The sequence below is a fragment of the Peribacillus sp. S4 genome, assembly GCF_046715815.1.
Lineage (GTDB): Bacteria > Bacillota > Bacilli > Bacillales > DSM-1321 > Peribacillus > Peribacillus frigoritolerans.
Genome location: NZ_CP175708.1, coordinates 131,180 through 152,321 on the forward strand (window position 1 = coordinate 131,180; position 21,142 = coordinate 152,321).

Sequence of the window (21,142 nt, forward strand, 5' to 3'; positions counted from 1 at the left end):
AAAGACAAATGGCAAGAGAGTTCTCCTTAGCAAACACTCGTAATATCGGTATCATGGCTCACATCGATGCTGGTAAAACGACAACAACAGAACGTGTTCTTTATTACACTGGTAAAATTCACAAAATCGGTGAAACGCACGAAGGTGCTTCACAAATGGACTGGATGGAACAGGAACAAGAACGCGGAATCACGATCACTTCCGCTGCAACAACTGCGCAGTGGAAAGGTCACCGTGTAAACATCATCGATACACCGGGACACGTAGACTTCACAGTTGAAGTTGAACGTTCTTTGCGCGTACTTGATGGAGCTGTAGCTGTACTTGATGCCCAATCAGGTGTTGAGCCTCAAACTGAAACGGTTTGGCGCCAAGCTACAACTTATGGTGTACCACGTGTCGTATTCGTAAATAAAATGGACAAAATCGGTGCAGACTTCTTGTATTCAGTTGGAACTATCCACGATCGTTTACAAGCTAACGCTCACCCAGTTCAGTTACCAATCGGAGCAGAGGATCAATTCTCTGCAATCATTGACTTAATTGAAATGAAAACTCATTTCTACGGTAATGACCTAGGAACTGATATCACTATCGGTGAAATTCCTGAAGAACACCGGGAATTAGCTGAAGAATACCGTGAAAAGTTAATTGAAGCAGTAGCAGAAGTTAATGAAGACTTAATGGAAAAATACCTTGGCGGCGAAGAAATCAGCATCGCTGAATTAAAAGCAGCTATCCGTACAGCAACCGTTAATGTTGAATTCTTCCCAGTTATCTGCGGATCGGCTTTCAAAAACAAAGGTGTTCAATTAATGCTTGATAACGTTATCGACTTCCTTCCTTCTCCATTGGATGTACCAGCTATCAAAGGTACATTACCGGATTCAGAAGATGAAGTAGAACGTCATTCAGATGATTCTGAACCGTTCTCTGCTTTAGCGTTTAAAGTTATGACTGACCCTTACGTTGGTAAACTTACATTCTTCCGTGTGTACTCTGGTACACTAGAATCAGGATCTTATGTAATCAACTCAACTAAAGGAAAACGTGAGCGTATTGGACGTATCCTTCAAATGCACGCAAACAGCCGTGAAGAAATTTCTACTGTATATGCAGGAGATATCGCAGCAGCCGTTGGTTTGAAAGATACTACAACTGGAGATACTCTATGTGATGACAAGAACCAAGTAATTCTTGAGTCCATGGTATTCCCAGAGCCAGTTATCTCTCTATCAGTTGAGCCGAAATCAAAAGCAGACCAAGACAAAATGTCTCAAGCTTTACAAAAGCTTCAAGATGAAGATCCAACATTCCGTGCGCATACTGACCAAGAAACTGGTCAAACGATCATCGCTGGTATGGGTGAACTTCACTTGGACATCCTTGTTGACCGTATGCGTCGCGAATTCAAAGTGGAAGCAAACGTTGGTGCTCCTCAAGTAGCATACCGTGAAACTTTCCGTGGTTCAGCTAAAGTTGAAGGTAAATTCGTTCGCCAATCTGGTGGTCGTGGACAATTCGGACACGTATGGATTGAATTTGGTCCAAACGAAGAAGGTAAAGGATTCGAATTTGAAAATGCTATCGTCGGTGGTGTAGTACCACGTGAATATATCCCTGCTGTACAAGCTGGATTAGTTGATTCACTTGACCGTGGTGTACTTGCTGGTTACCCGCTAGTCGACATCAAAGCTAAATTATTCGACGGATCTTACCATGACGTTGACTCCAACGAAATGGCATTTAAAATCGCTGCATCTATGGCACTTAAAAATGCAGCATCTAAATGTAGTCCTGTCATCCTTGAACCGATCATGAAAGTGGAAGTAGTTATTCCAGAAGATTACCTAGGCGACATCATGGGAGATATCACATCTCGTCGTGGTCGTGTAGAAGGTATGGAAGCTCGCGGTAACACGCAAATGGTTAAAGCGATGGTTCCACTATCTGAAATGTTCGGATATGCTACATCTTTACGTTCTAACACTCAAGGACGCGGAACATTCTCTATGCACTTCGATCATTATGAAGAAGTACCTAAGAGCATTTCTGAAGAAATCATCAAAAAAAATAAAGGTGAATAATTGATTTTCATCTCTTATTAAAGTATAACTATCTTATGTAAGCTGTGATGGAAGAATTAGTCTTCTTTCACAGCCCCTATATACTTAATTTTTTATTTATAATTTTAAGGAGGAATTCCTAATGGGAAAAGCTAAATTTGATCGTTCAAAACCGCACGTTAACGTTGGAACAATTGGTCACGTTGACCATGGTAAAACAACTCTAACTGCTGCAATCACAACTGTACTTGCTAAATCTGGTGGAGCTGAAGCTCGCGCTTATGACCAAATCGATGGTGCTCCAGAAGAAAGAGAACGTGGTATCACAATCTCTACTGCACACGTTGAGTACGAAACAGCTACTCGTCACTATGCACACGTTGACTGCCCAGGACATGCTGACTATGTTAAAAACATGATCACAGGTGCTGCACAAATGGACGGCGGAATCCTAGTAGTATCTGCTGCTGATGGCCCAATGCCACAAACTCGTGAGCACATCCTTCTTTCTCGTCAAGTAGGTGTACCATACCTAGTAGTATTCATGAACAAATGCGACATGGTAGATGACGAAGAACTTCTTGAATTAGTAGAAATGGAAATCCGTGATCTACTATCTGAATATGAATTCCCTGGCGATGACATTCCAGTTATCAAAGGATCTGCCCTAAAAGCTCTTCAAGGAGACGCTGCTTGGGAAGAAAAAATTCATGAATTAATGACAGCTGTTGACGAGTACATCCCAGAACCAACTCGTGACACTGACAAGCCATTCATGATGCCAGTTGAGGATGTATTCTCAATCACTGGTCGTGGAACAGTTGCAACTGGTCGTGTTGAGCGTGGACAAGTTAAAGTCGGTGACGTTGTTGATATCATCGGTTTCAACGAAGAGTCTAAACCAACAACTGTAACTGGTGTTGAAATGTTCCGTAAACTTCTTGACTATGCTGAAGCTGGTGACAACATCGGTGCACTTCTTCGTGGTGTATCCCGTGAAGATATCCAACGTGGACAAGTTCTTGCTAAACCAAGCACTATCACTCCACACACAAAGTTCAAAGCTGAAGTTTATGTTCTTTCTAAAGAAGAAGGTGGACGTCACACTCCATTCTTTACAAACTACCGTCCTCAGTTCTACTTCCGTACAACTGACGTAACTGGTATTTGTAACCTTCCTGAAGGCGTAGAAATGGTTATGCCTGGAGATAACATCGAAATGACTGTAGAACTTATCGCTCCAATCGCTATCGAAGAAGGTACTAAATTCTCTATCCGTGAGGGTGGACGTACTGTAGGCGCTGGCGTAGTTGCTACAATCCAAGAATAATTGATTGATAAAACAATATTGGAAGGGACGCCTTCCGGAAGAAGCAGATGGGACGCCATCTGCTTCTTTTTTTATTTGTAAAGGATATTCATACTTTCTTCTATAATAACTGGAGTTTACTTAATGGGTTTCTTGATAATTACAAATGAAGAAAATGGATACGAAAGACCTCGTAGAATGTACTTGTAAATACTTGTGATAGTATGTATAATAATAAAAGTGTGTTGCACAAGAAAAATATAAGTTTGACTTGCATTTCACTTGTGTTATATGTATAATAGACAATGTTGGTCTTTGACTGCGATGATATGGAAGGTTGCTGACACACCCGGCCGCTTTGCCATGGCGAGTGTGTGGGAAATTTCCATTGAGAAGGTCTATTTTAAAATAGGCGAAAAGGAGGGAAAATTATGGCAAAACAAAAAATTCGTATCCGTTTAAAAGCATATGATCACAGAATCCTTGATCAATCTGCTGAGAAAATTGTTGAAACTGCAAAACGTTCTGGTGCGGCTGTATCTGGTCCGATTCCATTACCTACTGAAAGATCGGTATACACGATCCTACGTGCGGTTCATAAATACAAAGATTCTCGTGAACAATTCGAAATGCGTACGCATAAACGTCTAATCGACATCGTTAACCCAACTCCACAAACAGTTGACTCATTGATGCGTTTAGATTTACCATCAGGCGTTGACATTGAAATCAAATTATAATTCATATAAATATGAACAATTACTCTAGGAGGTGTGACTTATGACCAAAGGAATCTTAGGAAGAAAAATCGGTATGACTCAAGTTTTTGCTGAAAACGGTGAACTTATTCCGGTAACAGTTATCGAAGCTGCTAATAACGTGGTTCTTCAAAAGAAAACTGTTGAAACTGATGGCTATGAAGCAGTTCAAGTTGGTTTTGAAAACAAACGTGAAAAGCTTTCTAACAAACCTGAAAAGGGCCATGTTGAAAAAGCAAATACTACTCCTAAGCGCTTCATTCGCGAATTCCGCGGAACGGATCTTACTGAATATGAGATCGGTCAAGAAGTCAATGTTAGTATTTTCGCTGAAGGCGATTTAGTAGATGTATCAGGAATTTCAAAAGGTAAAGGTTTCCAAGGCTCTATCAAGCGTCATGGACAATCTCGCGGACCTATGTCTCATGGTTCTCGTTACCACCGTCGCCCAGGTTCAATGGGTCCTGTAGCTCCAAACCGCGTATTCAAAGGTAAACTTTTACCAGGACGTATGGGTGGAGATCAAATCACTGTTCAAAACTTAGCTATCGTTAAAGTTGATGTTGAACGTAACCTACTATTGATCAAAGGTAATGTACCTGGTGCTAGAAAAGCATTGATCAAAGTTAAATCTGCTGTTAAAGCAAAGTAATTTCTGAGAAAGGAGGAGCAATAGAATGCCAAAAGTTACATTGTTCAACCAAACAGGTTCACAAGTTGGCGACATCGAACTAAATGAATCCATCTTTGGTATCGAACCTAATAATCACGTATTATTTGAAGCAATCATCATGCAACGAGCTTCCTTACGTCAAGGAACTCATAAAGTTAAAAACCGTTCTGAAGTTGCAGGCGGTGGACGTAAACCTTGGAAACAAAAAGGAACTGGACGTGCGCGTCAAGGTTCTATCCGTTCTCCACAATGGCGTGGCGGTGGCGTTGTTTTTGGACCAACTCCAAGATCTTACGCTTACAAGCTACCAAAAAAGGTACGTCGTTTAGCTATTAAATCTGCATTGTCTGCAAAGGCATTGGAAGAGAACATTTTGGTACTTGAGAGCTTGTCTTTCGAAGCTCCAAAAACAAAAGAGTTTGTAGCGGTACTTAAAAACCTTTCTGTAGATACTAAAACGTTAGTGGTTACTGACGGTTTAGATGAGAAAGTTGCTCTTTCTGCACGTAACATCCCTGGTGTTACTGTAGTTGAAGCTGATGGTCTTAATGTTCTTGATGTTGTTTCACACAACAAATTGATCTTGACTAAATCAGCTGTCGAAAAAGTAGAGGAGGTGCTTGCATAATGGATGCACGCGATATCATTAAGCGCCCCGTAATCACTGAACGCTCTTCAGACATAATGGCTGAAAAGAAATATACTTTTGAAGTTGATGTTAGAGCTAATAAAACTCAAGTTAAAGATGCTGTTCAAGAAATTTTCGGCGTTAAAGTTGAGAAAGTAAACATCATGAACTACAAAGGTAAATTCAAACGCATGGGCAAACATGCAGGCTATACTAACAAGCGCCGTAAAGCTATTGTTAAATTAACTGCTGACAGCAAAGAAATCGAGCTATTCGAGGCTTAATTCATTAGAGAAGGAGGGAAATACAAATGGCGATTAAGAAGTATAAACCTACCTCTAACGGTCGACGTAATATGACAACTTCCGATTTTGCTGAGATCACTACAGACAAACCGGAAAAATCATTACTTGCTCCTTTACACAGCAAAGGCGGCCGTAATAACCAAGGTAAGTTAACAGTTCGTCATCAAGGTGGCGGCCACAAGCGTCAATACCGTATCATCGATTTCAAACGGAATAAAGATGGTATACCAGGACGCGTTGCTACTATTGAGTACGATCCAAATCGTTCTGCAAACATTGCATTAATTAATTACGTTGATGGAGAAAAACGTTATATCCTAGCTCCGAAAAACCTAGAAGTAGGTTTGGAAGTTATGTCAGGTCCAGAAGCTGACATCAAAGTGGGTAACGCACTACCTCTAATTAACATCCCAGTTGGTACAGTAATTCATAACATCGAGCTTAAACCAGGAAAAGGTGGACAACTAGTCCGTTCAGCAGGTACATCTGCTCAAGTACTTGGTAAAGAAGGCCGTTATGTACTTGTACGTTTAAACTCAGGTGAGGTTCGTATGATTCTTGCTACTTGCCGTGCTTCAATCGGTCAAGTCGGTAATGAACAACATGAACTTATCAACATTGGTAAAGCTGGCCGTAACCGTTGGTTAGGTAAACGCCCAACAGTTCGTGGATCTGTAATGAACCCGAATGATCACCCACACGGTGGTGGTGAAGGTAAAGCGCCAATCGGACGTAAATCACCAATGTCTCCATGGGGTAAACCTACTCTTGGATTCAAAACTCGTAAGAAGAAAAATAAATCCGATAAATTTATCGTACGTCGTCGTAAAAAATAACGGGATTGAGCTACGGTTCATAAATAGAACCGTAGAACAGTCACGAAGGGAGGTACTCGCATGGGTCGTAGCTTAAAAAAAGGGCCTTTTGTTGATGATCATTTATTGGTAAAAGTTGAAAAATTAAATGAAGCTGACAAGAAACAGGTAGTAAAAACTTGGTCTCGTCGCTCAACAATCTTCCCGCAATTCATCGGACACACAATCGCCGTTTATGACGGTCGTAAGCACGTGCCGGTTTATGTAACAGAAGATATGGTAGGTCACAAACTAGGCGAATTCGCGCCTACACGCACTTATAAAGGTCACGCAAGTGATGACAAGAAAACAAGACGTTAATGAGAGGAGGGCATCTCATGCAAGCTAAAGCTGTCGCTAAAACAGTTCGTATTGCTCCTCGTAAAGTGCGTTTAGTCGCAGATTTAATTCGAGGAAAACAAGTAGGTGAAGCAGTAGCGATTCTTCGCTTAACACCAAAATCTGCTTCTCCAGTCGTAGAAAAAATTCTGAAATCTGCTATCGCAAATGCAGAACATAACTACGAAATGGATATTAATAACCTAGTCGTTTCAGAAGCATACGTTAATGAAGGACCAACATTAAAACGTTTCCGTCCTCGCGCTCAAGGTCGTGCGAGTGCAATTAACAAACGTACTAGTCATATTACAATCGTTGTATCAGAAAAGAAGGAGGGGTAATCTGTGGGTCAAAAGGTAAATCCAATCGGTATGCGTATCGGGATAATCCGTGACTGGGAATCCAAATGGTACGCTGATAAAGACTACGCAGTTCTTTTGCATGAAGACATCAAAGTTCGTGAATATATCGCGAAACGTCTAAATGATGCTTCTGTTTCAAAAGTTGAAATCGAGCGTGCAGCTAACCGTATCAATGTATCTGTCCACACTGCTAAACCAGGAATGGTTATCGGTAAAGGCGGTACTGAGGTCGAAGCACTTCGTAAAGCTTTGAACCAGTTGACTGGCAAAAGAGTTCATATCAATATCATCGAAATTAAAAGAGCAGATCTTGACGCAAAATTGGTTGCAGAAAACATCGCTCGTCAATTAGAAAACCGTGTTTCATTCCGTCGTGCTCAAAAGCAAGCTATCCAACGTACTATGCGTTCTGGAGCAAAAGGAATCAAAACTCAAGTTTCTGGTCGTCTTGGCGGTGCTGATATTGCTCGTGCTGAACATTACAGCGAAGGAACAGTTCCACTTCACACACTTCGTGCAGACATAGACTATGCTCATGCTGAAGCAGATACTACTTACGGTAAGCTAGGCGTGAAAGTTTGGATCTACCGTGGAGAAGTTCTTCCTACTAAGAAGAAATCTGAGGAAGGAGGAAAATAATATGTTATTGCCAAAACGCGTAAAATACCGTCGTGAACACCGCGGTAAGATGAGAGGGATGGCTAAGGGCGGCACTGAAGTTCACTTCGGAGAATTTGGACTTCAAGCTCAAGAAGCTTCCTGGATCACGAACCGTCAAATCGAAGCAGCTCGTATTGCGATGACTCGTTATATGAAACGTGGAGGGAAAGTTTGGATCAAAATCTTCCCAAGCAAACCTTACACAGCTAAGCCGCTTGAAGTACGGATGGGTTCCGGTAAAGGTGCTCCTGAAGGATGGGTAGCAGTTGTTAAACCGGGCAAAGTTATGTTTGAAATCTCTGGTGTATCTGAAGAGGTGGCAAGAGAAGCATTGCGCCTTGCAGCACACAAACTTCCAATCAAATGCAAGTTTGTAAAAAGAGAGGAAATTGGTGGTGAAACAAATGAAAGCTAATGAAATCAAAGATCTAACCACTGCTGAAATTGAACAAAAACTAAAATCTCTTAAAGAAGAACTATTTAATCTTCGTTTCCAGTTAGCTACTGGACAACTTGAAAATACAGCTCGCATCCGTGAAGTTCGCAAATCGATTGCTCGTATGAAAACAGTTGTTCGTCAAAGAGAAATCGGTGTCACTAATCGATAATGAATGGAGGTTTGCAGAATGAGCGAACGCAACCAACGCAAAATCTACACTGGACGCGTAGTATCCGACAAAATGGATAAAACAGTTACAGTTGTTGTAGAGACCTATAAAAAGCATTCTTTATACGGTAAACGCGTGAAATATTCTAAAAAGTTTAAAGCTCATGACGAGCTAAACGAAGCTAAAGCAGGCGACGTAGTACGTATCATGGAAACTCGTCCACTTTCAGCTACAAAACGCTTCCGTCTTGTAGAAGTAGTAGAAAAAGCAGTAATCATTTAATCTAGTTCGGATTAAGCTAATTCCGAAGGGAGGTACCGTACATGATTCAACAAGAATCTCGTTTAAAAGTCGCTGACAATTCAGGTGCTCGTGAAGTGCTAACAATTAAAGTCCTAGGTGGTTCAGGCCGTAAGACTGCAAACATCGGTGATATCATCGTTTGTACAGTTAAACAGGCAACACCAGGAGGCGTTGTTAAAAAAGGTGAAGTCGTTAAGGCTGTTGTTGTCCGTACAAAACGTGGTATGCGTCGTCCTGACGGTTCTTACATTCGTTTCGATGAAAACGCATGTGTAATTATCCGTGACGATAAGAGCCCACGTGGAACACGTATTTTTGGACCTGTTGCTCGTGAATTACGTGACAATAGTTTCATGAAGATCGTTTCTCTTGCTCCAGAAGTTCTATAATATGTAAAATTTGTATAAAGCCTTTCAAGGAGGTGCCAAGCTAATGCATGTTAAAAAAGGTGACAAAGTCGTAGTCATCTCTGGTAAGGACAAAGGCAAACAAGGAACAATTCTTTCTGCATATCCGAAACAAAATCGTGTACTTGTTGAAGGAATTAACATCGTGAAAAAGCATTCAAAGCCATCTCAACTTAATCCACAAGGTGGAATTATCAGTAAAGAAGCTGCTATTCACGTATCCAATGTAATGCCACTTGATCCTAAATCAGGTAAACCGACTCGTGTTGGATATAAGATCGAAAATGGTAAAAAAGTACGCGTAGCTAAAATATCAGGTGAAACTTTAGATAAATAAGTCATAAATGAAGGGAGGTACACTAAGCAATGAGCCGCCTTAAAGAAAAATTCAAAAGTGAAATTACACCGTCATTGATGGGTAAATTCAACTATCAATCAGTAATGCAAGTACCAAACATTGAGAAAATCGTTATTAACATGGGTGTGGGTGATGCAGTTTCTAACTCGAAAGCTTTAGATACAGCTGTTGAAGAACTTACATTGATCACTGGTCAAAAACCAGTTATAACAAAAGCAAAAAAATCAATCGCAGGCTTCCGTTTGCGTGAAGGTATGCCTATCGGAGCGAAAGTTACATTACGTGGTGAGCGTATGTATCAATTCCTTGATAAGCTAGTATCTGTATCTTTACCGCGTGTACGTGATTTCCGCGGCGTTTCAAAGAAATCCTTTGACGGACGTGGGAACTATACATTAGGCGTTAAAGAACAACTTATCTTCCCTGAGATTGATTACGATAAAGTGAGCAAAGTTCGTGGTATGGACATCGTTATCGTAACGACTGCCAACACTGACGAAGAAGCTCGTGAACTACTTACTCAAGTTGGAATGCCGTTCCAAAAGTAATCTCTAAATAAAGGGAGGCGAAATCGTGGCTAAAAAGTCTATGATCGTAAAGCAAAAACGCGAACAAAAGTTTAAAGTACAAGAATATACACGTTGCGAACGTTGCGGACGTCCACATTCTGTATTACGTAAATTTAAACTTTGTCGTATTTGTTTCCGCGAACTTGCATATAAAGGACAAATTCCTGGCGTTAAAAAAGCTAGCTGGTAAAACCCGAGTTTGGGAAGGAGGTAAAATATAATGGTCATGACAGATCCTATTGCAGATATGCTTACTCGCATCCGTAATGCGAATATGGTTCGTCACGAAAAACTGGAAGTTCCTGCTTCAAAGATCAAAAAGGAAATTGCTGAGATCTTAAAAAGTGAAGGCTTCGTACGTGACTTTGAATTAATCGAAGACAACAAACAAGGTATCATCCGTATCTTCTTAAAATACGGTGCAAACAACGAACGTGTTATCACTGGTCTAAAACGTATCAGCAAACCTGGTTTGCGTGTATATGCAAAAACTGGAGAGGTACCACGCGTTCTTAACGGTTTAGGTATCGCAATTGTTTCTACTTCTCACGGAGTTTTAACAGACAAAGAAGCTCGCTCTAAACAAGTTGGCGGAGAAGTTTTAGCATACGTTTGGTAATACATTTTCACAAGAATGGAGGTGCACATTATGTCTCGTATAGGTAAAAAACCTATTGAAATCCCTGCAGGCGTAACAGTTACTGTTACTGGAAGTGAAGTAACTGTTAAAGGACCTAAAGGTGAATTATCTAGATCATTCAGTCCTGACCTTTCAATCGTTGTTGAAGAGAACGTGTTAACTGTAACACGCCCGTCTGACGAGAAGACTCACCGTTCTTTACACGGTACTACTCGCGCGCTTATCTCTAACATGATTGAAGGTGTATCAACAGGTTTCGTAAAATCACTTGAACTTATTGGGGTTGGGTACCGTGCACAAAAGCAAGGTAACAAGCTTATCCTTAACGTAGGATATTCCCACCCTGTAGAAATAGAGCCAGAAGCTGGCGTTGAAGTCGAAGTTCCTTCTAATACAAAAGTAATCGTAAAAGGTGCAAGCAAAGAACGTGTAGGAGCTCTAGCAGCTAATATCCGTGATGTTCGCCCGCCTGAACCGTATAAAGGTAAAGGTATCCGTTACGAAGGCGAATTCGTTCGTCGTAAAGAAGGTAAAACAGGTAAGTAATGCCGCATAAGTAAACGAAAGGAGTGACGTAAATGATTACGAAGCTTGATAAAAATGCTACTCGTCAGAAAAGACATGCGCGTGTACGTGCTAAGCTTTCTGGAACAGAAGCTCGTCCTCGTTTAAATGTGTTTCGTTCAAACAAACACATTTACGCACAATTAATTGACGATGCAAAAGGCGTAACATTGGCAAGTGCTTCAACTCTTGATAAAGAGATCGGTATCGAAGCAGGTAGCAATGCTGAAGCAGCTCAAAAAGTTGGCGAACTTATTGCGAAACGTGCTGTTGAAAAAGGTTTCAAAGCTGTGGTTTTTGACCGCGGTGGTTACCTCTTCCATGGTCGTGTTAAAGCATTGGCTGACGCTGCTCGTGAAAACGGCTTAGAATTTTAATGGATAAGGAGGGACATAACAGATGCGTAGCATTGATCCTAATAAATTAGAACTTGAAGAACGCGTAGTTACAGTAAATCGTGTAGCTAAAGTTGTTAAAGGCGGACGTCGTTTCCGTTTCACTGCACTAGTTGTTGTTGGTGATAAAAATGGTCATGTTGGATTTGGTACTGGTAAAGCTCAAGAAGTTCCGGATGCTATCCGTAAAGCTATTGAGGATGCTAAGAAAAATCTAATTACTGTACCAATGGTTGGTACTACTATTCCTCACCTTGTGAACGGTCGCTATGGCGCAGGTCACATTCTATTGAAACCAGCTTCTGAAGGTACAGGAGTAATTGCTGGTGGTCCTGTTCGTGCGGTACTTGAATTAGGCGGAGTTAGCGATATCTTGTCTAAATCACTAGGTACTAATACACCTATTAATATGGTTCGCGCAACAATTGAAGGATTGAAGCAATTGAAACGTGCTGAAGACGTAGCTAAGTTACGTGGAAAATCAGTACAAGAACTGTTAGGATAAGGAGGGAAATCGAATTATGGCTAATAAATTAGAAATCACCCTCACTCGCAGCTTGATTGGTCGTCCTGAAGATCAACGTGTTACAGTTAACACTTTGGGTTTACGCAAAATGCATCAAACGGTTGTTCAAGAAGATAACCCTGCGATTCGCGGTATGATTACCAAAGTTGCTCATCTTGTTACTGTAAAAGAACAATAAAATAAATTTTTAACTTAACAAGGAGGTGCCAACATGAAACTTCATGAGTTAAAAGCTGCAGAAGGTTCTCGTAAAGAACGTAAACGTAAAGGTCGCGGTATTGGATCTGGTAACGGTAAAACAGCAGGTAAAGGACACAAAGGACAAAACGCTCGCTCCGGCGGCGGTGTGCGTCTTGGATTTGAAGGGGGTCAAACTCCTCTATTCAGACGTTTACCTAAACGTGGATTTACCAACATCAACCGTAAAGACTATGCTATCGTGAACCTTGATACGTTAAATCTTTTCGAAGACGGTACTGAAGTAACACCAGCTCTTCTACTTGAGACTGGCGTTGTAAGTAAAGAAAAAGCAGGAATCAAGATTCTTGCCAAAGGAAGCATTGAGAAAAAGCTTACTGTTAAAGCTCACAAATTCTCGTCTACTGCTAAAGAAGCTATCGAAGCTGCTGGCGGTAATACAGAGGTGATCTAATGTTTCGCACGATCTCCAATTTTATGCGCGTGGGTGAAATAAGGAATAAGATTATTTTTACCCTTCTAATGTTAATCGTCTATCGCATCGGTACATTTATACCTGTACCGCATGTGAATGCCGATTTTCTCGCTGAACAGGACCAGCTTAGCGTCATCGGGCTTTTAAATACCTTTGGCGGCGGGGCACTGCAAAACTTTTCCATTTTAGCGATGGGTATCATGCCGTACATCACGGCATCCATCATCGTTCAGCTGCTACAGATGGATGTTGTTCCTAAGTTCACTGAATGGTCTAAACAAGGGGAAGCAGGGCGCCGTAAATTAGCGCAATTCACTCGTTACTTCACTATTATCCTAGGATTTATCCAAGCAGTTGGAATGTCCTATGGGTTCAATAATATGTCAGGTGGACAGTTGATTGAAAATCCTGGAATTGCAACATACTTGCTTATTGCGACTGTCTTAACGGCAGGAACAGCTTTTCTTTTGTGGTTAGGGGAGCTGATCACTGCTAAGGGTGTGGGTAATGGGATTTCCATCATTATCTTTGCTGGTATCGTAGCTAGTTTGCCAAATACGGCAAATCAGATTTACGCACAGCAATTTGAAAATGCCGGTGATCAATTATTCTTACGAATCATAACGATTATCCTCATAGTTTTAGCAGTATTAGCAATCGTGGTTGCTGTTATCTTCATTCAGCAGGCATTACGTAAAATTCCTATTCAGTATGCGAAACGTGCTGCGGTAGGTCGTACGCAAATGGGTGGCCAGTCTACTCATTTACCATTGAAAGTAAATGCTGCGGGGGTTATTCCGGTAATCTTTGCAATGGCATTTATTATTACTCCCACTACAATCGCTTCTTTCTTTGGAAAGAACAGCGTGACTAGCTGGATATCAACAAATCTTGATTACACCAAACCAATTGGTATGATCATATATGTTGCTCTTATCATTGCTTTTGCGTATTTTTATGCTTTCATTCAGGTTAATCCTGAACAAATGGCTGAGAATTTGAAAAAGCAAGGTGGCTATGTGCCGGGGATTCGTCCAGGTAAGAGTACACAAGAATATTTAACACGTGTTTTATACCGTTTGACGTTTGTAGGCTCGATATTCTTGGCCATCATTGCCGTTTTACCGGTATTTTTCATTAAGCTTGCTGATCTACCTCAATCTGCACAGATTGGTGGTACCAGTTTGCTGATCGTAGTCGGGGTTGCCCTTGATACGATGAAGCAGCTGGAATCACAACTTGTGAAGAGACACTATAAAGGCTTTATAAAGTAATGAGTTTTGGGAACGGCTTGTTCCCTTTACCCATTATAGAGTTTGAGGGGGAAGAAAATTGAATCTAGTGTTAATGGGTCTGCCGGGTGCTGGTAAAGGCACTCAAGCTGAACAAATCGTAGAAAAATATAATATCCCTCATATCTCTACTGGAGATATGTTCCGAACAGCTATCAAAGATGGAACAGACCTAGGTCTAAAGGCGAAATCATTCATGGACAAAGGCGAATTGGTACCTGATGAAGTTACCATTGGCATCGTACGTGAGCGTTTAAGCAAGGAAGACTGCCTAAGAGGATTTTTGCTTGATGGATTTCCACGTACTGTGGCACAGGCAGAGGCACTTGAAAGCATTCTAACTGATTTAGATCGCAATATGAATTTTGTCATTAATATCGATGTTGATAAAAGCATCTTAATGGAAAGATTGACAGGACGTCGTATTTGCAAATCATGTGGTGCGACATACCATCTTGTATTCAATCCTCCTGCTAAAGATGATGCATGCGACCGCTGCGGCGGAGAATTATATCAACGTGCCGACGATAATGCTGAAACGGTTCAAAATCGCTTAGATGTGAATTTGAAACAAACCAAGCCACTTCTTGATTTCTACGGAGACAAAGGTTACTTGGTCAACATTAACGGACAGCAAGATATTAATAAGGTATTTGAAGATATCGATGTGTTGCTTGGTGCTTTACAAAATTAATCATATGTATTGATTTATGAAATTCATACCATTTTTATAACTTACTAGTTAAACTTGGTGCATTCCTATAATACAAAGGGTATAATGGATTTCGCGAGAGCATTCGCACATTTATTAATCAGGTTCTTGTACTTGGTATTCCCTGAATTGGGCGATTACTTTTTAAGTGATCTTCATGGACATATCCGGTCGGCAAAATTGATGAAGAAATGCAGTGACTCTATTGGGATTCCTAAAGAGTCGTGATATAGAGGGTTGAAAGAAGCTATGTCAGGCGTGCGCCTTTCAAACATCTCCCATGCTATTCAAACCTATGTCGAGACTAATTGCTTCTCTATTTCGAGAGTATGTCGGTCACGGAATCGGTCAAGACTTACATGAGGACCCATAAAATCCTCATTTCGGTCCAACTGATAAAGGTCCTCAGTTAAAGCCTGGTTCTACAAAATGGTGAATACTTGATGCAGAATTGTAAGACTTATGAGGATAATTGGACTGTAGTAATGTTGACGGAAAGATGTGCACCTTTAATAGGTTCACGCATAGAGAAGGGAGAATCACTTTAATGGCGAAAGATGATGTAATTGAAGTAGAAGGCACAGTACAAGAGACTTTGCCAAATGCAATGTTTAAGGTAGAATTAGAAAATGGTCATACTGTTTTAGCTCATGTATCCGGTAAAATTCGTATGCACTTTATTCGCATTTTGCCTGGAGATAAAGTTACGGTTGAGCTTTCCCCGTATGATCTAACTCGCGGCAGAATCACATACCGGTTCAAATAATCCGGTTACGCTCCGATCTGTATAAGGAGGTTAGATAGCAATGAAAGTCAGACCATCAGTCAAACCAATCTGCGAAAAGTGTAAAGTTATCCGCAGAAAAGGTAAAGTAATGGTTATTTGCGAAAACCCTAAACATAAACAAAAACAAGGCTAAATAGAAGGAGGTGCACTCAAGCATGGCACGTATTGCTGGAGTAGATATTCCCCGTGACAAACGTATTGTTATCTCATTAACATATATATATGGTATTGGAAAACAAACAGCGATCAAGATTCTTGCAGAAGCAGGCGTTTCTGAAGAAACTCGCGTTCGTGACTTAACGGAAGACGAATTGAACAAAATTCGTGATATCATTGACAAGCTTAAAGTAGAAGGCGACCTTCGTCGTGAAATCTCCCTAAACATCAAACGTTTAATGGAAATCGGTTCTTACCGTGGTTTACGTCACCGTCGTGGTCTTCCTGTTCGCGGTCAAAATACAAAAAACAATGCTCGTACGCGTAAAGGACCTCGTCGTACTGTAGCTAACAAGAAAAAATAATTAGTAAAGGAGGTTACTTTTCATGGCACGTAAAACTAATACACGTAAACGTCGTGTGAAAAAGAATATAGAAACTGGTATTGCACATATTCGTTCAACATTCAATAACACTATCGTTACGATCACTGACTCTCATGGTAATGCTATTTCTTGGTCAAGTGCTGGAGCTCTAGGATTCCGTGGATCTCGTAAATCCACTCCATTTGCTGCACAAATGGCTGCTGAAACAGCTGCTAAAACATCAATTGAACATGGTATGAAAACTCTTGAAGTTACAGTTAAAGGACCTGGTGCTGGACGTGAGGCTGCCATTCGTGCACTTCAAGCTGCTGGCCTAGAAGTAACTGCAATTAAAGATGTAACTCCAGTTCCACATAACGGATGCCGTCCACCAAAACGTCGCCGTGTTTAATTTTTCTGTATAGATTTTGTATTCCTGTCAATAATGGGATATAATACTGAGTTTGCGTTCTTACAGAGGATTAATTTTCAGTTGTTGCGCACAGCGGGAACGTATACATGGGGAATTTCGGTTTAAGTGACTTCGTTTACTTGCCGGGGTTTTGACGTTTTGAAGGAGGGTTTATTGATGATCGAAATAGAAAAACCAAAAATCGAAACGGTTGAAATCAACGACGATACCAAGTACGGTAAATTCGTCGTAGAGCCACTAGAGCGTGGGTATGGTACTACATTGGGTAACTCCTTACGTCGTATTCTTTTATCCTCACTCCCAGGTGCTGCTGTCACAGCTATACAAATTGATGGAGTGCTACATGAGTTCTCAACAATTGAAGGCGTCGTGGAAGATGTAACATCTATCATTCTTAATGTGAAAAAACTAGCTCTTAAGATTTACTCTGATGAAGAGAAGACGCTGGAAATTGACGTTCAGGGTGACGGAGTCATCACGGCTGCTGATATCACTCATGATAGTGATGTAGAAATTCTTAATCCGGATTTATATATTGCTACAATTGGTAAAAACGGTCATATGCGTATGCGTTTATCTGCACGTCGCGGCCGCGGCTACACTCCTGCTGTTCAAAACAAGAGAGAAGACCAGCCAATTGGTGTAATTCCAATCGATGCTCTTTACACTCCGGTTTCACGCGTATCTTTCCAAGTTGAAAATACACGTGTTGGACAGTTGTCTAACTTTGACAAGTTAACGTTTGATGTTTGGACTGATGGCAGTACTGGTCCGCAAGAAGCGGTAGCACTTGGAGCTAAGATTTTAACAGAGCATTTAAATATCTTTGTTGGTTTAACCGATGAAGCTCAAAATGCTGAAATCATGGTTGAAAAAGAAGAAGATCAAAAAGAAAAAGTTCTTGAGATGACGATCGAAGAATTAGACCTTTCTGTTCGTTCTTACAACTGCTTGAAACGTGCTGGAATCAATACCGTTCAAGAGCTAGCTCATAAAACGGAAGAAGATATGATGAAAGTACGTAATCTAGGTCGTAAATCACTTGAAGAAGTGAAAGCGAAACTAGAAGAATTAGGCTTAGGTCTTCGTAAAGACGACTGATAACATGGCGGAATCAATCCATTATGTTGTGAGCCTTGTTATTGACACACAATATAGAACTTCAACAAAGGAGGGAATCTCTAATGGGTTACAGAAAGTTAGGACGCACTAGCGCACAACGTAAAGCATTACTTCGTGATTTAGCTACGGATCTTATTATCCATGAGCGCATTGAAACTACTGAAGCACGTGCAAAAGAATTACGTTCTGTAGTAGATAAAATGATCACTCTTGGTAAACGTGGTGACTTGCATGCACGCCGTCAAGCTGCATCTTTCATCCGTAACGAAATCGCTGACGCTGAGAATGGCACAGATGCCCTTCAAAAACTATTCAGTGACGTGGCTCCACGTTATGAAGAACGTCAAGGTGGATACACTCGTATCATGAAAGTTGGTCCACGCCGCGGTGACGGTGCACCAGTCGTGGTTATTGAATTAGTTTAATAACAACGATGAAAAAGGGCGGGACAAATGAATATACTCACTTGTTCTATGCCCTTTTTCTTTTTTTTAATAGAAATTCTGTACTTTAGAAATTCGCATTGAGTGTTACGATGGCTGGCGGAACCTGTACATACGGGGAGCCTTCACGTCTAGCTCAAGCATCCCTTCCCGCTTTTGATAAGCGATTATAAGATATCCTGTTTTTCGTAACAGGTCCGCTGTTAGCTGCTCTTAATTTACCGAAAATTCTTTCGGTGGAAGGGGTGCAGCGTTTTTTTATATTTTCAGAAGGAAAAACTACTATATTTATATTGAGTGAGCAGAGCTTAGTTTAGGCGAGTGCAGTCGAGGATGAGGAGGGCCACATGGTGAAGAAGCTGGTTTCTTTAAATAATATTGTTTTTAAATATGAGGGTCAGTCTCGAAACGCCTTGGATGATGTTTCTTTTGATATTCATCAAGGGGAGTGGCTAGCGATTGTCGGACATAATGGTTCTGGCAAGTCGACATTAGCGAAGTTATTGAATGGCCTTCAGTTCGCTAACTCAGGTACCATTACGATTAATGATCAACTTTTGACAGAAGAATCCGTTTGGGATGTACGCCAGAAAATTGGCATGGTTTTTCAAAACCCAGATAATCAATTTGTAGGCACTACAGTTCAGGATGATGTGGCTTTTGGTTTAGAAAACGCCGGTGTTTCTCAGCAGGTTATGGTGGAGCGTGTTCATGGTGCGTTAAATAAGGTTAAGATGAATGCCTTTCTTAATCAAGAGCCGCACCATCTATCCGGCGGTCAAAAGCAAAGAGTGGCCATTGCAGGTGTAATAGCCTTGCAGCCAGACATAATCATCTTAGATGAAGCAACCTCCATGCTTGACCCAAGAGGCCGTGAAGAAGTGCTTGAAACAGTTAGGGAATTAAAACAGGAAAACGAGATCACTGTCATATCAATCACCCATGATCTTGAGGAAGCTGCGAAAGCTGATCGAATGATAGTCATGAACCAAGGTCGGTTATATCGTGAAGGTTCGCCTCAGGATATTTTTGAGTTAGAGGAAGAATTGATTGCTCTTGGTCTGGATATTCCCTTTTCAGTGAAACTAACCAAGGAGTTACAAAAAAATGGTGTTCGTGTAGTTGATGGGCATTTGACAGAGGAAGAGTTGGTGAAGGATTTATGCGAATTACACTCGATGATGTAGAATACCGCTATCAGGTGAATACTCCTTTTGAACATCTAGCCCTTCATGATGTCAATATTTCAATGGAGCCGGGAACCTATACCGCAATCATCGGGCATACAGGGTCCGGGAAATCCACGCTACTGCAGCATTTGAATGCTCTTTTAAAACCGACGAAGGGTCGGATTTTCATTGGGGATCGGACGATTGAAGCAGGAAGAAAAGAAAAGGCTTTGCGGCCCATAAGACAAAAGGTCGGAATTGTTTTTCAGTTTCCGGAACATCAGTTATTTGATGAAACGGTTGAAAAGGATATATGTTTCGGTCCTATGAATTTTGGCGTTTCTGAAATCGATGCAAAGAAACTGGCCAGGAAAGCCATCGCGCAAGTCGGATTGAATGAGGAAGTTCTTGAAAAGTCTCCATTCGACTTATCCGGCGGGCAGATGCGACGGGTGGCCATCGCTGGGGTACTTGCCATGGAGCCGGAAGTATTGGTGCTTGATGAGCCCACAGCGGGACTGGATCCGCGAGGACGCAAAGAAATCATGGATATGTTTTATGATCTGCATAAAGCAAGGGGCATTTCAACGATTCTGGTGACCCATAGCATGGAGGATGCAGCCAAGTACGCGGATGACATCATCATCATGCATAAGGGTACGGTGTTCAAAAAAGGAACCCCCCAGGAAATTTTCTCAGAGCCGGAACAATTAATGGAGCTAGGCCTGGATGTTCCTGATACGGTCCGCTTTCAGCTAAAGCTCCAGAAGGAACTTGGTGTTCGATTTGATCATCCATGTCTTAATATCGGTGATTTAGCGATAGAAATAGATAAAGCCATGAAACGGGGGAACCGCTGATGCTGGATAAAATGATTATCGGGCGTTATGTCCCTGCAAATTCATTGATGCACAAGATGGACCCAAGGGCTAAACTGCTCCTCGTGTTCCTGTTTGTTTGTGTCGTCTTTTTGGCGAATAATGTCGTTTCTTACGGTTTGCTTGCTGTATTCACCATCCTTTTGATCAGTCTTTCCAAAATACCGCTTCGCTATCTTTATAATGGGTTGAAGCCAATCTTTTTCTTGATCGTATTTACATTCCTTCTCCATATATTGTTTACGAAGGAAGGGGAATTGCTTTTTGAATACGGTTGGTTTGAAATCTATGAAGGCGGTTTGATTCAAGGTTTTTTCATATCCATTAGATTTACTTTACTAATCCTTGTTACGTCACTTTTAACTTTGACGACATCCCCGATATCCATTACAGACGGGATGGAAGAGCTGTTGGGACCTTTGAAAAAGTGGAAGATGCCTGTACATGAACTGGCATTGATGATGTCCATTGCCCTTCGATTCATCCCGACGCTAATGGAGGAAACGGAAAAAATCATGAAGGCCCAAACTGCAAGGGGCGTTGACTTTTCATCTGGCCCGATAAAGGACAGGGTTAAATCGATTGTACCTCTGCTGGTTCCTTTATTTGTAAGTTCGTTCAAACGGGCCGAGGAATTGGCAACTGCCATGGAATCAAGAGGATACCGTGGCGGGGAAGGCCGCACGAAATATCGCCAACTGAACTGGAAGACGAGTGATAGTCTTTTGATGGTCTCAATAGGTGTTCTAACGGTCATGTTATTTTTATTACGTTCATAATAAGGAAGA

At 41.2% G+C, this 21,142-nt stretch carries 34 protein-coding genes and 1 pseudogene; all 35 read left to right on the forward strand.

The features are described 5' to 3' along the window. The first annotated feature begins 8 nt into the window (after positions 1–8). The 35 genes and pseudogenes from fusA to ACJ9PY_RS00860 all read left to right on the forward strand — a co-directional run bounded on the left by fusA (position 9) and on the right by ACJ9PY_RS00860 (position 21,133). Positions 9–2,087, forward strand: a complete 2,079-nt coding sequence (fusA, locus tag ACJ9PY_RS00690; protein ID WP_048677880.1) for an elongation factor G — start codon at positions 9–11, stop codon at positions 2,085–2,087. A gap of 121 nt (positions 2,088–2,208) precedes the next feature. Then, a complete protein-coding gene (tuf, locus tag ACJ9PY_RS00695; RefSeq protein WP_048677883.1) occupies positions 2,209–3,396 on the forward strand; it encodes an elongation factor Tu in 1,188 nt (395 codons plus the stop codon). Between the two features lie 410 nt (positions 3,397–3,806). After that, entirely contained in the window at positions 3,807–4,115 is a 309-nt protein-coding gene (gene rpsJ / locus ACJ9PY_RS00700; RefSeq protein ID WP_019244375.1) for a 30S ribosomal protein S10, read from the forward strand. Between the two features lie 40 nt (positions 4,116–4,155). Then, a complete protein-coding gene (gene rplC, locus ACJ9PY_RS00705; protein WP_048677885.1) occupies positions 4,156–4,785 on the forward strand; it encodes a 50S ribosomal protein L3 in 630 nt (209 codons plus the stop codon). Positions 4,786–4,810: 25 nt separating this feature from the next. Further along, positions 4,811–5,434, forward strand: coding sequence for a 50S ribosomal protein L4 (gene rplD, locus ACJ9PY_RS00710; protein ID WP_034305025.1), 624 nt, complete (start codon positions 4,811–4,813; stop codon positions 5,432–5,434). Continuing rightward, positions 5,434–5,718, forward strand: a complete 285-nt coding sequence (gene rplW / locus ACJ9PY_RS00715) for a 50S ribosomal protein L23 (protein WP_034305023.1) — start codon at positions 5,434–5,436, stop codon at positions 5,716–5,718. Before rplD ends, rplW begins: the two co-directional genes overlap by 1 nt. Before the next feature lie 26 nt (positions 5,719–5,744). Continuing rightward, positions 5,745–6,575 (forward strand): 50S ribosomal protein L2, encoded by an 831-nt coding sequence (gene rplB / locus ACJ9PY_RS00720; RefSeq protein ID WP_034305021.1) that lies wholly within the window; start codon positions 5,745–5,747, stop codon positions 6,573–6,575. A 60-nt stretch (positions 6,576–6,635) separates the two neighbouring features. Then, positions 6,636–6,914, forward strand: coding sequence for a 30S ribosomal protein S19 (rpsS, locus tag ACJ9PY_RS00725; RefSeq protein WP_034305018.1), 279 nt, complete (start codon positions 6,636–6,638; stop codon positions 6,912–6,914). A gap of 17 nt (positions 6,915–6,931) precedes the next feature. Further along, the gene (rplV, locus tag ACJ9PY_RS00730) at positions 6,932–7,273 is read left to right on the forward strand and encodes a 50S ribosomal protein L22 (RefSeq protein ID WP_034305017.1); all 342 of its coding nucleotides are present in this window, start codon (positions 6,932–6,934) and stop codon (positions 7,271–7,273) included. Between the two features lie 3 nt (positions 7,274–7,276). Continuing rightward, a complete protein-coding gene (gene rpsC, locus ACJ9PY_RS00735; RefSeq protein ID WP_034305014.1) occupies positions 7,277–7,933 on the forward strand; it encodes a 30S ribosomal protein S3 in 657 nt (218 codons plus the stop codon). Position 7,934: 1 nt separating this feature from the next. Continuing rightward, positions 7,935–8,369, forward strand: a complete 435-nt coding sequence (gene rplP, locus ACJ9PY_RS00740) for a 50S ribosomal protein L16 (RefSeq protein ID WP_034305012.1) — start codon at positions 7,935–7,937, stop codon at positions 8,367–8,369. Next, positions 8,359–8,562 carry a 50S ribosomal protein L29 gene (gene rpmC, locus ACJ9PY_RS00745; RefSeq protein WP_034305010.1) on the forward strand — a complete coding sequence of 68 codons (204 nt, stop codon included), beginning with the start codon at positions 8,359–8,361 and terminating at the stop codon, positions 8,560–8,562. The genes rplP and rpmC overlap by 11 nt, the downstream gene beginning before the upstream one ends. A gap of 18 nt (positions 8,563–8,580) precedes the next feature. Further along, on the forward strand, positions 8,581–8,844 hold the full coding sequence (rpsQ, locus tag ACJ9PY_RS00750; protein WP_048677887.1) for a 30S ribosomal protein S17: 264 nt from the start codon (positions 8,581–8,583) through the stop codon (positions 8,842–8,844). A 41-nt stretch (positions 8,845–8,885) separates the two neighbouring features. Beyond that, a complete protein-coding gene (gene rplN / locus ACJ9PY_RS00755; protein ID WP_034305005.1) occupies positions 8,886–9,254 on the forward strand; it encodes a 50S ribosomal protein L14 in 369 nt (122 codons plus the stop codon). 43 nt (positions 9,255–9,297) lie between these two features. Next, entirely contained in the window at positions 9,298–9,609 is a 312-nt protein-coding gene (gene rplX, locus ACJ9PY_RS00760) for a 50S ribosomal protein L24 (RefSeq protein WP_057276477.1), read from the forward strand. A 29-nt stretch (positions 9,610–9,638) separates the two neighbouring features. Then, the gene (gene rplE, locus ACJ9PY_RS00765; protein ID WP_048677889.1) at positions 9,639–10,178 is read left to right on the forward strand and encodes a 50S ribosomal protein L5; all 540 of its coding nucleotides are present in this window, start codon (positions 9,639–9,641) and stop codon (positions 10,176–10,178) included. Positions 10,179–10,203: 25 nt separating this feature from the next. Then, positions 10,204–10,389 carry a type Z 30S ribosomal protein S14 gene (locus ACJ9PY_RS00770; protein ID WP_034304998.1) on the forward strand — a complete coding sequence of 62 codons (186 nt, stop codon included), beginning with the start codon at positions 10,204–10,206 and terminating at the stop codon, positions 10,387–10,389. A 30-nt stretch (positions 10,390–10,419) separates the two neighbouring features. Next, complete coding sequence (rpsH, locus tag ACJ9PY_RS00775; RefSeq protein WP_034304995.1) at positions 10,420–10,818, forward strand: 30S ribosomal protein S8; 399 nt, start codon at positions 10,420–10,422, stop codon at positions 10,816–10,818. A gap of 30 nt (positions 10,819–10,848) precedes the next feature. Then, on the forward strand, positions 10,849–11,385 hold the full coding sequence (rplF, locus tag ACJ9PY_RS00780; RefSeq protein WP_048677892.1) for a 50S ribosomal protein L6: 537 nt from the start codon (positions 10,849–10,851) through the stop codon (positions 11,383–11,385). A 32-nt stretch (positions 11,386–11,417) separates the two neighbouring features. Beyond that, positions 11,418–11,780, forward strand: coding sequence for a 50S ribosomal protein L18 (gene rplR / locus ACJ9PY_RS00785; protein ID WP_034304989.1), 363 nt, complete (start codon positions 11,418–11,420; stop codon positions 11,778–11,780). A 22-nt stretch (positions 11,781–11,802) separates the two neighbouring features. Further along, positions 11,803–12,303, forward strand: a complete 501-nt coding sequence (rpsE, locus tag ACJ9PY_RS00790) for a 30S ribosomal protein S5 (protein WP_034304987.1) — start codon at positions 11,803–11,805, stop codon at positions 12,301–12,303. Positions 12,304–12,319: 16 nt separating this feature from the next. Beyond that, positions 12,320–12,502 (forward strand): 50S ribosomal protein L30, encoded by a 183-nt coding sequence (gene rpmD / locus ACJ9PY_RS00795; protein WP_034304984.1) that lies wholly within the window; start codon positions 12,320–12,322, stop codon positions 12,500–12,502. A gap of 33 nt (positions 12,503–12,535) precedes the next feature. Further along, a complete protein-coding gene (gene rplO, locus ACJ9PY_RS00800) occupies positions 12,536–12,976 on the forward strand; it encodes a 50S ribosomal protein L15 (protein WP_034304982.1) in 441 nt (146 codons plus the stop codon). Continuing rightward, positions 12,976–14,271, forward strand: a complete 1,296-nt coding sequence (secY, locus tag ACJ9PY_RS00805; protein WP_057276478.1) for a preprotein translocase subunit SecY — start codon at positions 12,976–12,978, stop codon at positions 14,269–14,271. Before rplO ends, secY begins: the two co-directional genes overlap by 1 nt. Before the next feature lie 58 nt (positions 14,272–14,329). Next, positions 14,330–14,983 carry an adenylate kinase gene (locus tag ACJ9PY_RS00810; protein WP_095394244.1) on the forward strand — a complete coding sequence of 218 codons (654 nt, stop codon included), beginning with the start codon at positions 14,330–14,332 and terminating at the stop codon, positions 14,981–14,983. 71 nt (positions 14,984–15,054) lie between these two features. Continuing rightward, positions 15,055–15,506: pseudogene (locus ACJ9PY_RS00815) on the forward strand (M24 family metallopeptidase); the annotation flags it as partial. Between the two features lie 42 nt (positions 15,507–15,548). After that, on the forward strand, positions 15,549–15,767 hold the full coding sequence (gene infA / locus ACJ9PY_RS00820; RefSeq protein ID WP_028390440.1) for a translation initiation factor IF-1: 219 nt from the start codon (positions 15,549–15,551) through the stop codon (positions 15,765–15,767). A 40-nt stretch (positions 15,768–15,807) separates the two neighbouring features. Then, the gene (gene rpmJ, locus ACJ9PY_RS00825; RefSeq protein WP_003156543.1) at positions 15,808–15,921 is read left to right on the forward strand and encodes a 50S ribosomal protein L36; all 114 of its coding nucleotides are present in this window, start codon (positions 15,808–15,810) and stop codon (positions 15,919–15,921) included. 22 nt (positions 15,922–15,943) lie between these two features. Then, entirely contained in the window at positions 15,944–16,309 is a 366-nt protein-coding gene (gene rpsM / locus ACJ9PY_RS00830; protein WP_034304978.1) for a 30S ribosomal protein S13, read from the forward strand. Positions 16,310–16,331: 22 nt separating this feature from the next. Next, complete coding sequence (gene rpsK, locus ACJ9PY_RS00835) at positions 16,332–16,721, forward strand: 30S ribosomal protein S11 (RefSeq protein WP_028390438.1); 390 nt, start codon at positions 16,332–16,334, stop codon at positions 16,719–16,721. Between the two features lie 177 nt (positions 16,722–16,898). Then, the gene (locus ACJ9PY_RS00840; protein WP_034304976.1) at positions 16,899–17,843 is read left to right on the forward strand and encodes a DNA-directed RNA polymerase subunit alpha; all 945 of its coding nucleotides are present in this window, start codon (positions 16,899–16,901) and stop codon (positions 17,841–17,843) included. 83 nt (positions 17,844–17,926) lie between these two features. Next, positions 17,927–18,289 carry a 50S ribosomal protein L17 gene (rplQ, locus tag ACJ9PY_RS00845; protein ID WP_034304973.1) on the forward strand — a complete coding sequence of 121 codons (363 nt, stop codon included), beginning with the start codon at positions 17,927–17,929 and terminating at the stop codon, positions 18,287–18,289. A 365-nt stretch (positions 18,290–18,654) separates the two neighbouring features. Then, entirely contained in the window at positions 18,655–19,494 is an 840-nt protein-coding gene (locus ACJ9PY_RS00850; RefSeq protein WP_034304970.1) for an energy-coupling factor ABC transporter ATP-binding protein, read from the forward strand. Further along, a complete protein-coding gene (locus ACJ9PY_RS00855; protein WP_187050329.1) occupies positions 19,470–20,336 on the forward strand; it encodes an energy-coupling factor ABC transporter ATP-binding protein in 867 nt (288 codons plus the stop codon). Before ACJ9PY_RS00850 ends, ACJ9PY_RS00855 begins: the two co-directional genes overlap by 25 nt. Continuing rightward, the gene (locus tag ACJ9PY_RS00860; protein ID WP_048677921.1) at positions 20,336–21,133 is read left to right on the forward strand and encodes an energy-coupling factor transporter transmembrane component T family protein; all 798 of its coding nucleotides are present in this window, start codon (positions 20,336–20,338) and stop codon (positions 21,131–21,133) included. Before ACJ9PY_RS00855 ends, ACJ9PY_RS00860 begins: the two co-directional genes overlap by 1 nt. Positions 21,134–21,142 lie beyond the last annotated feature (9 nt).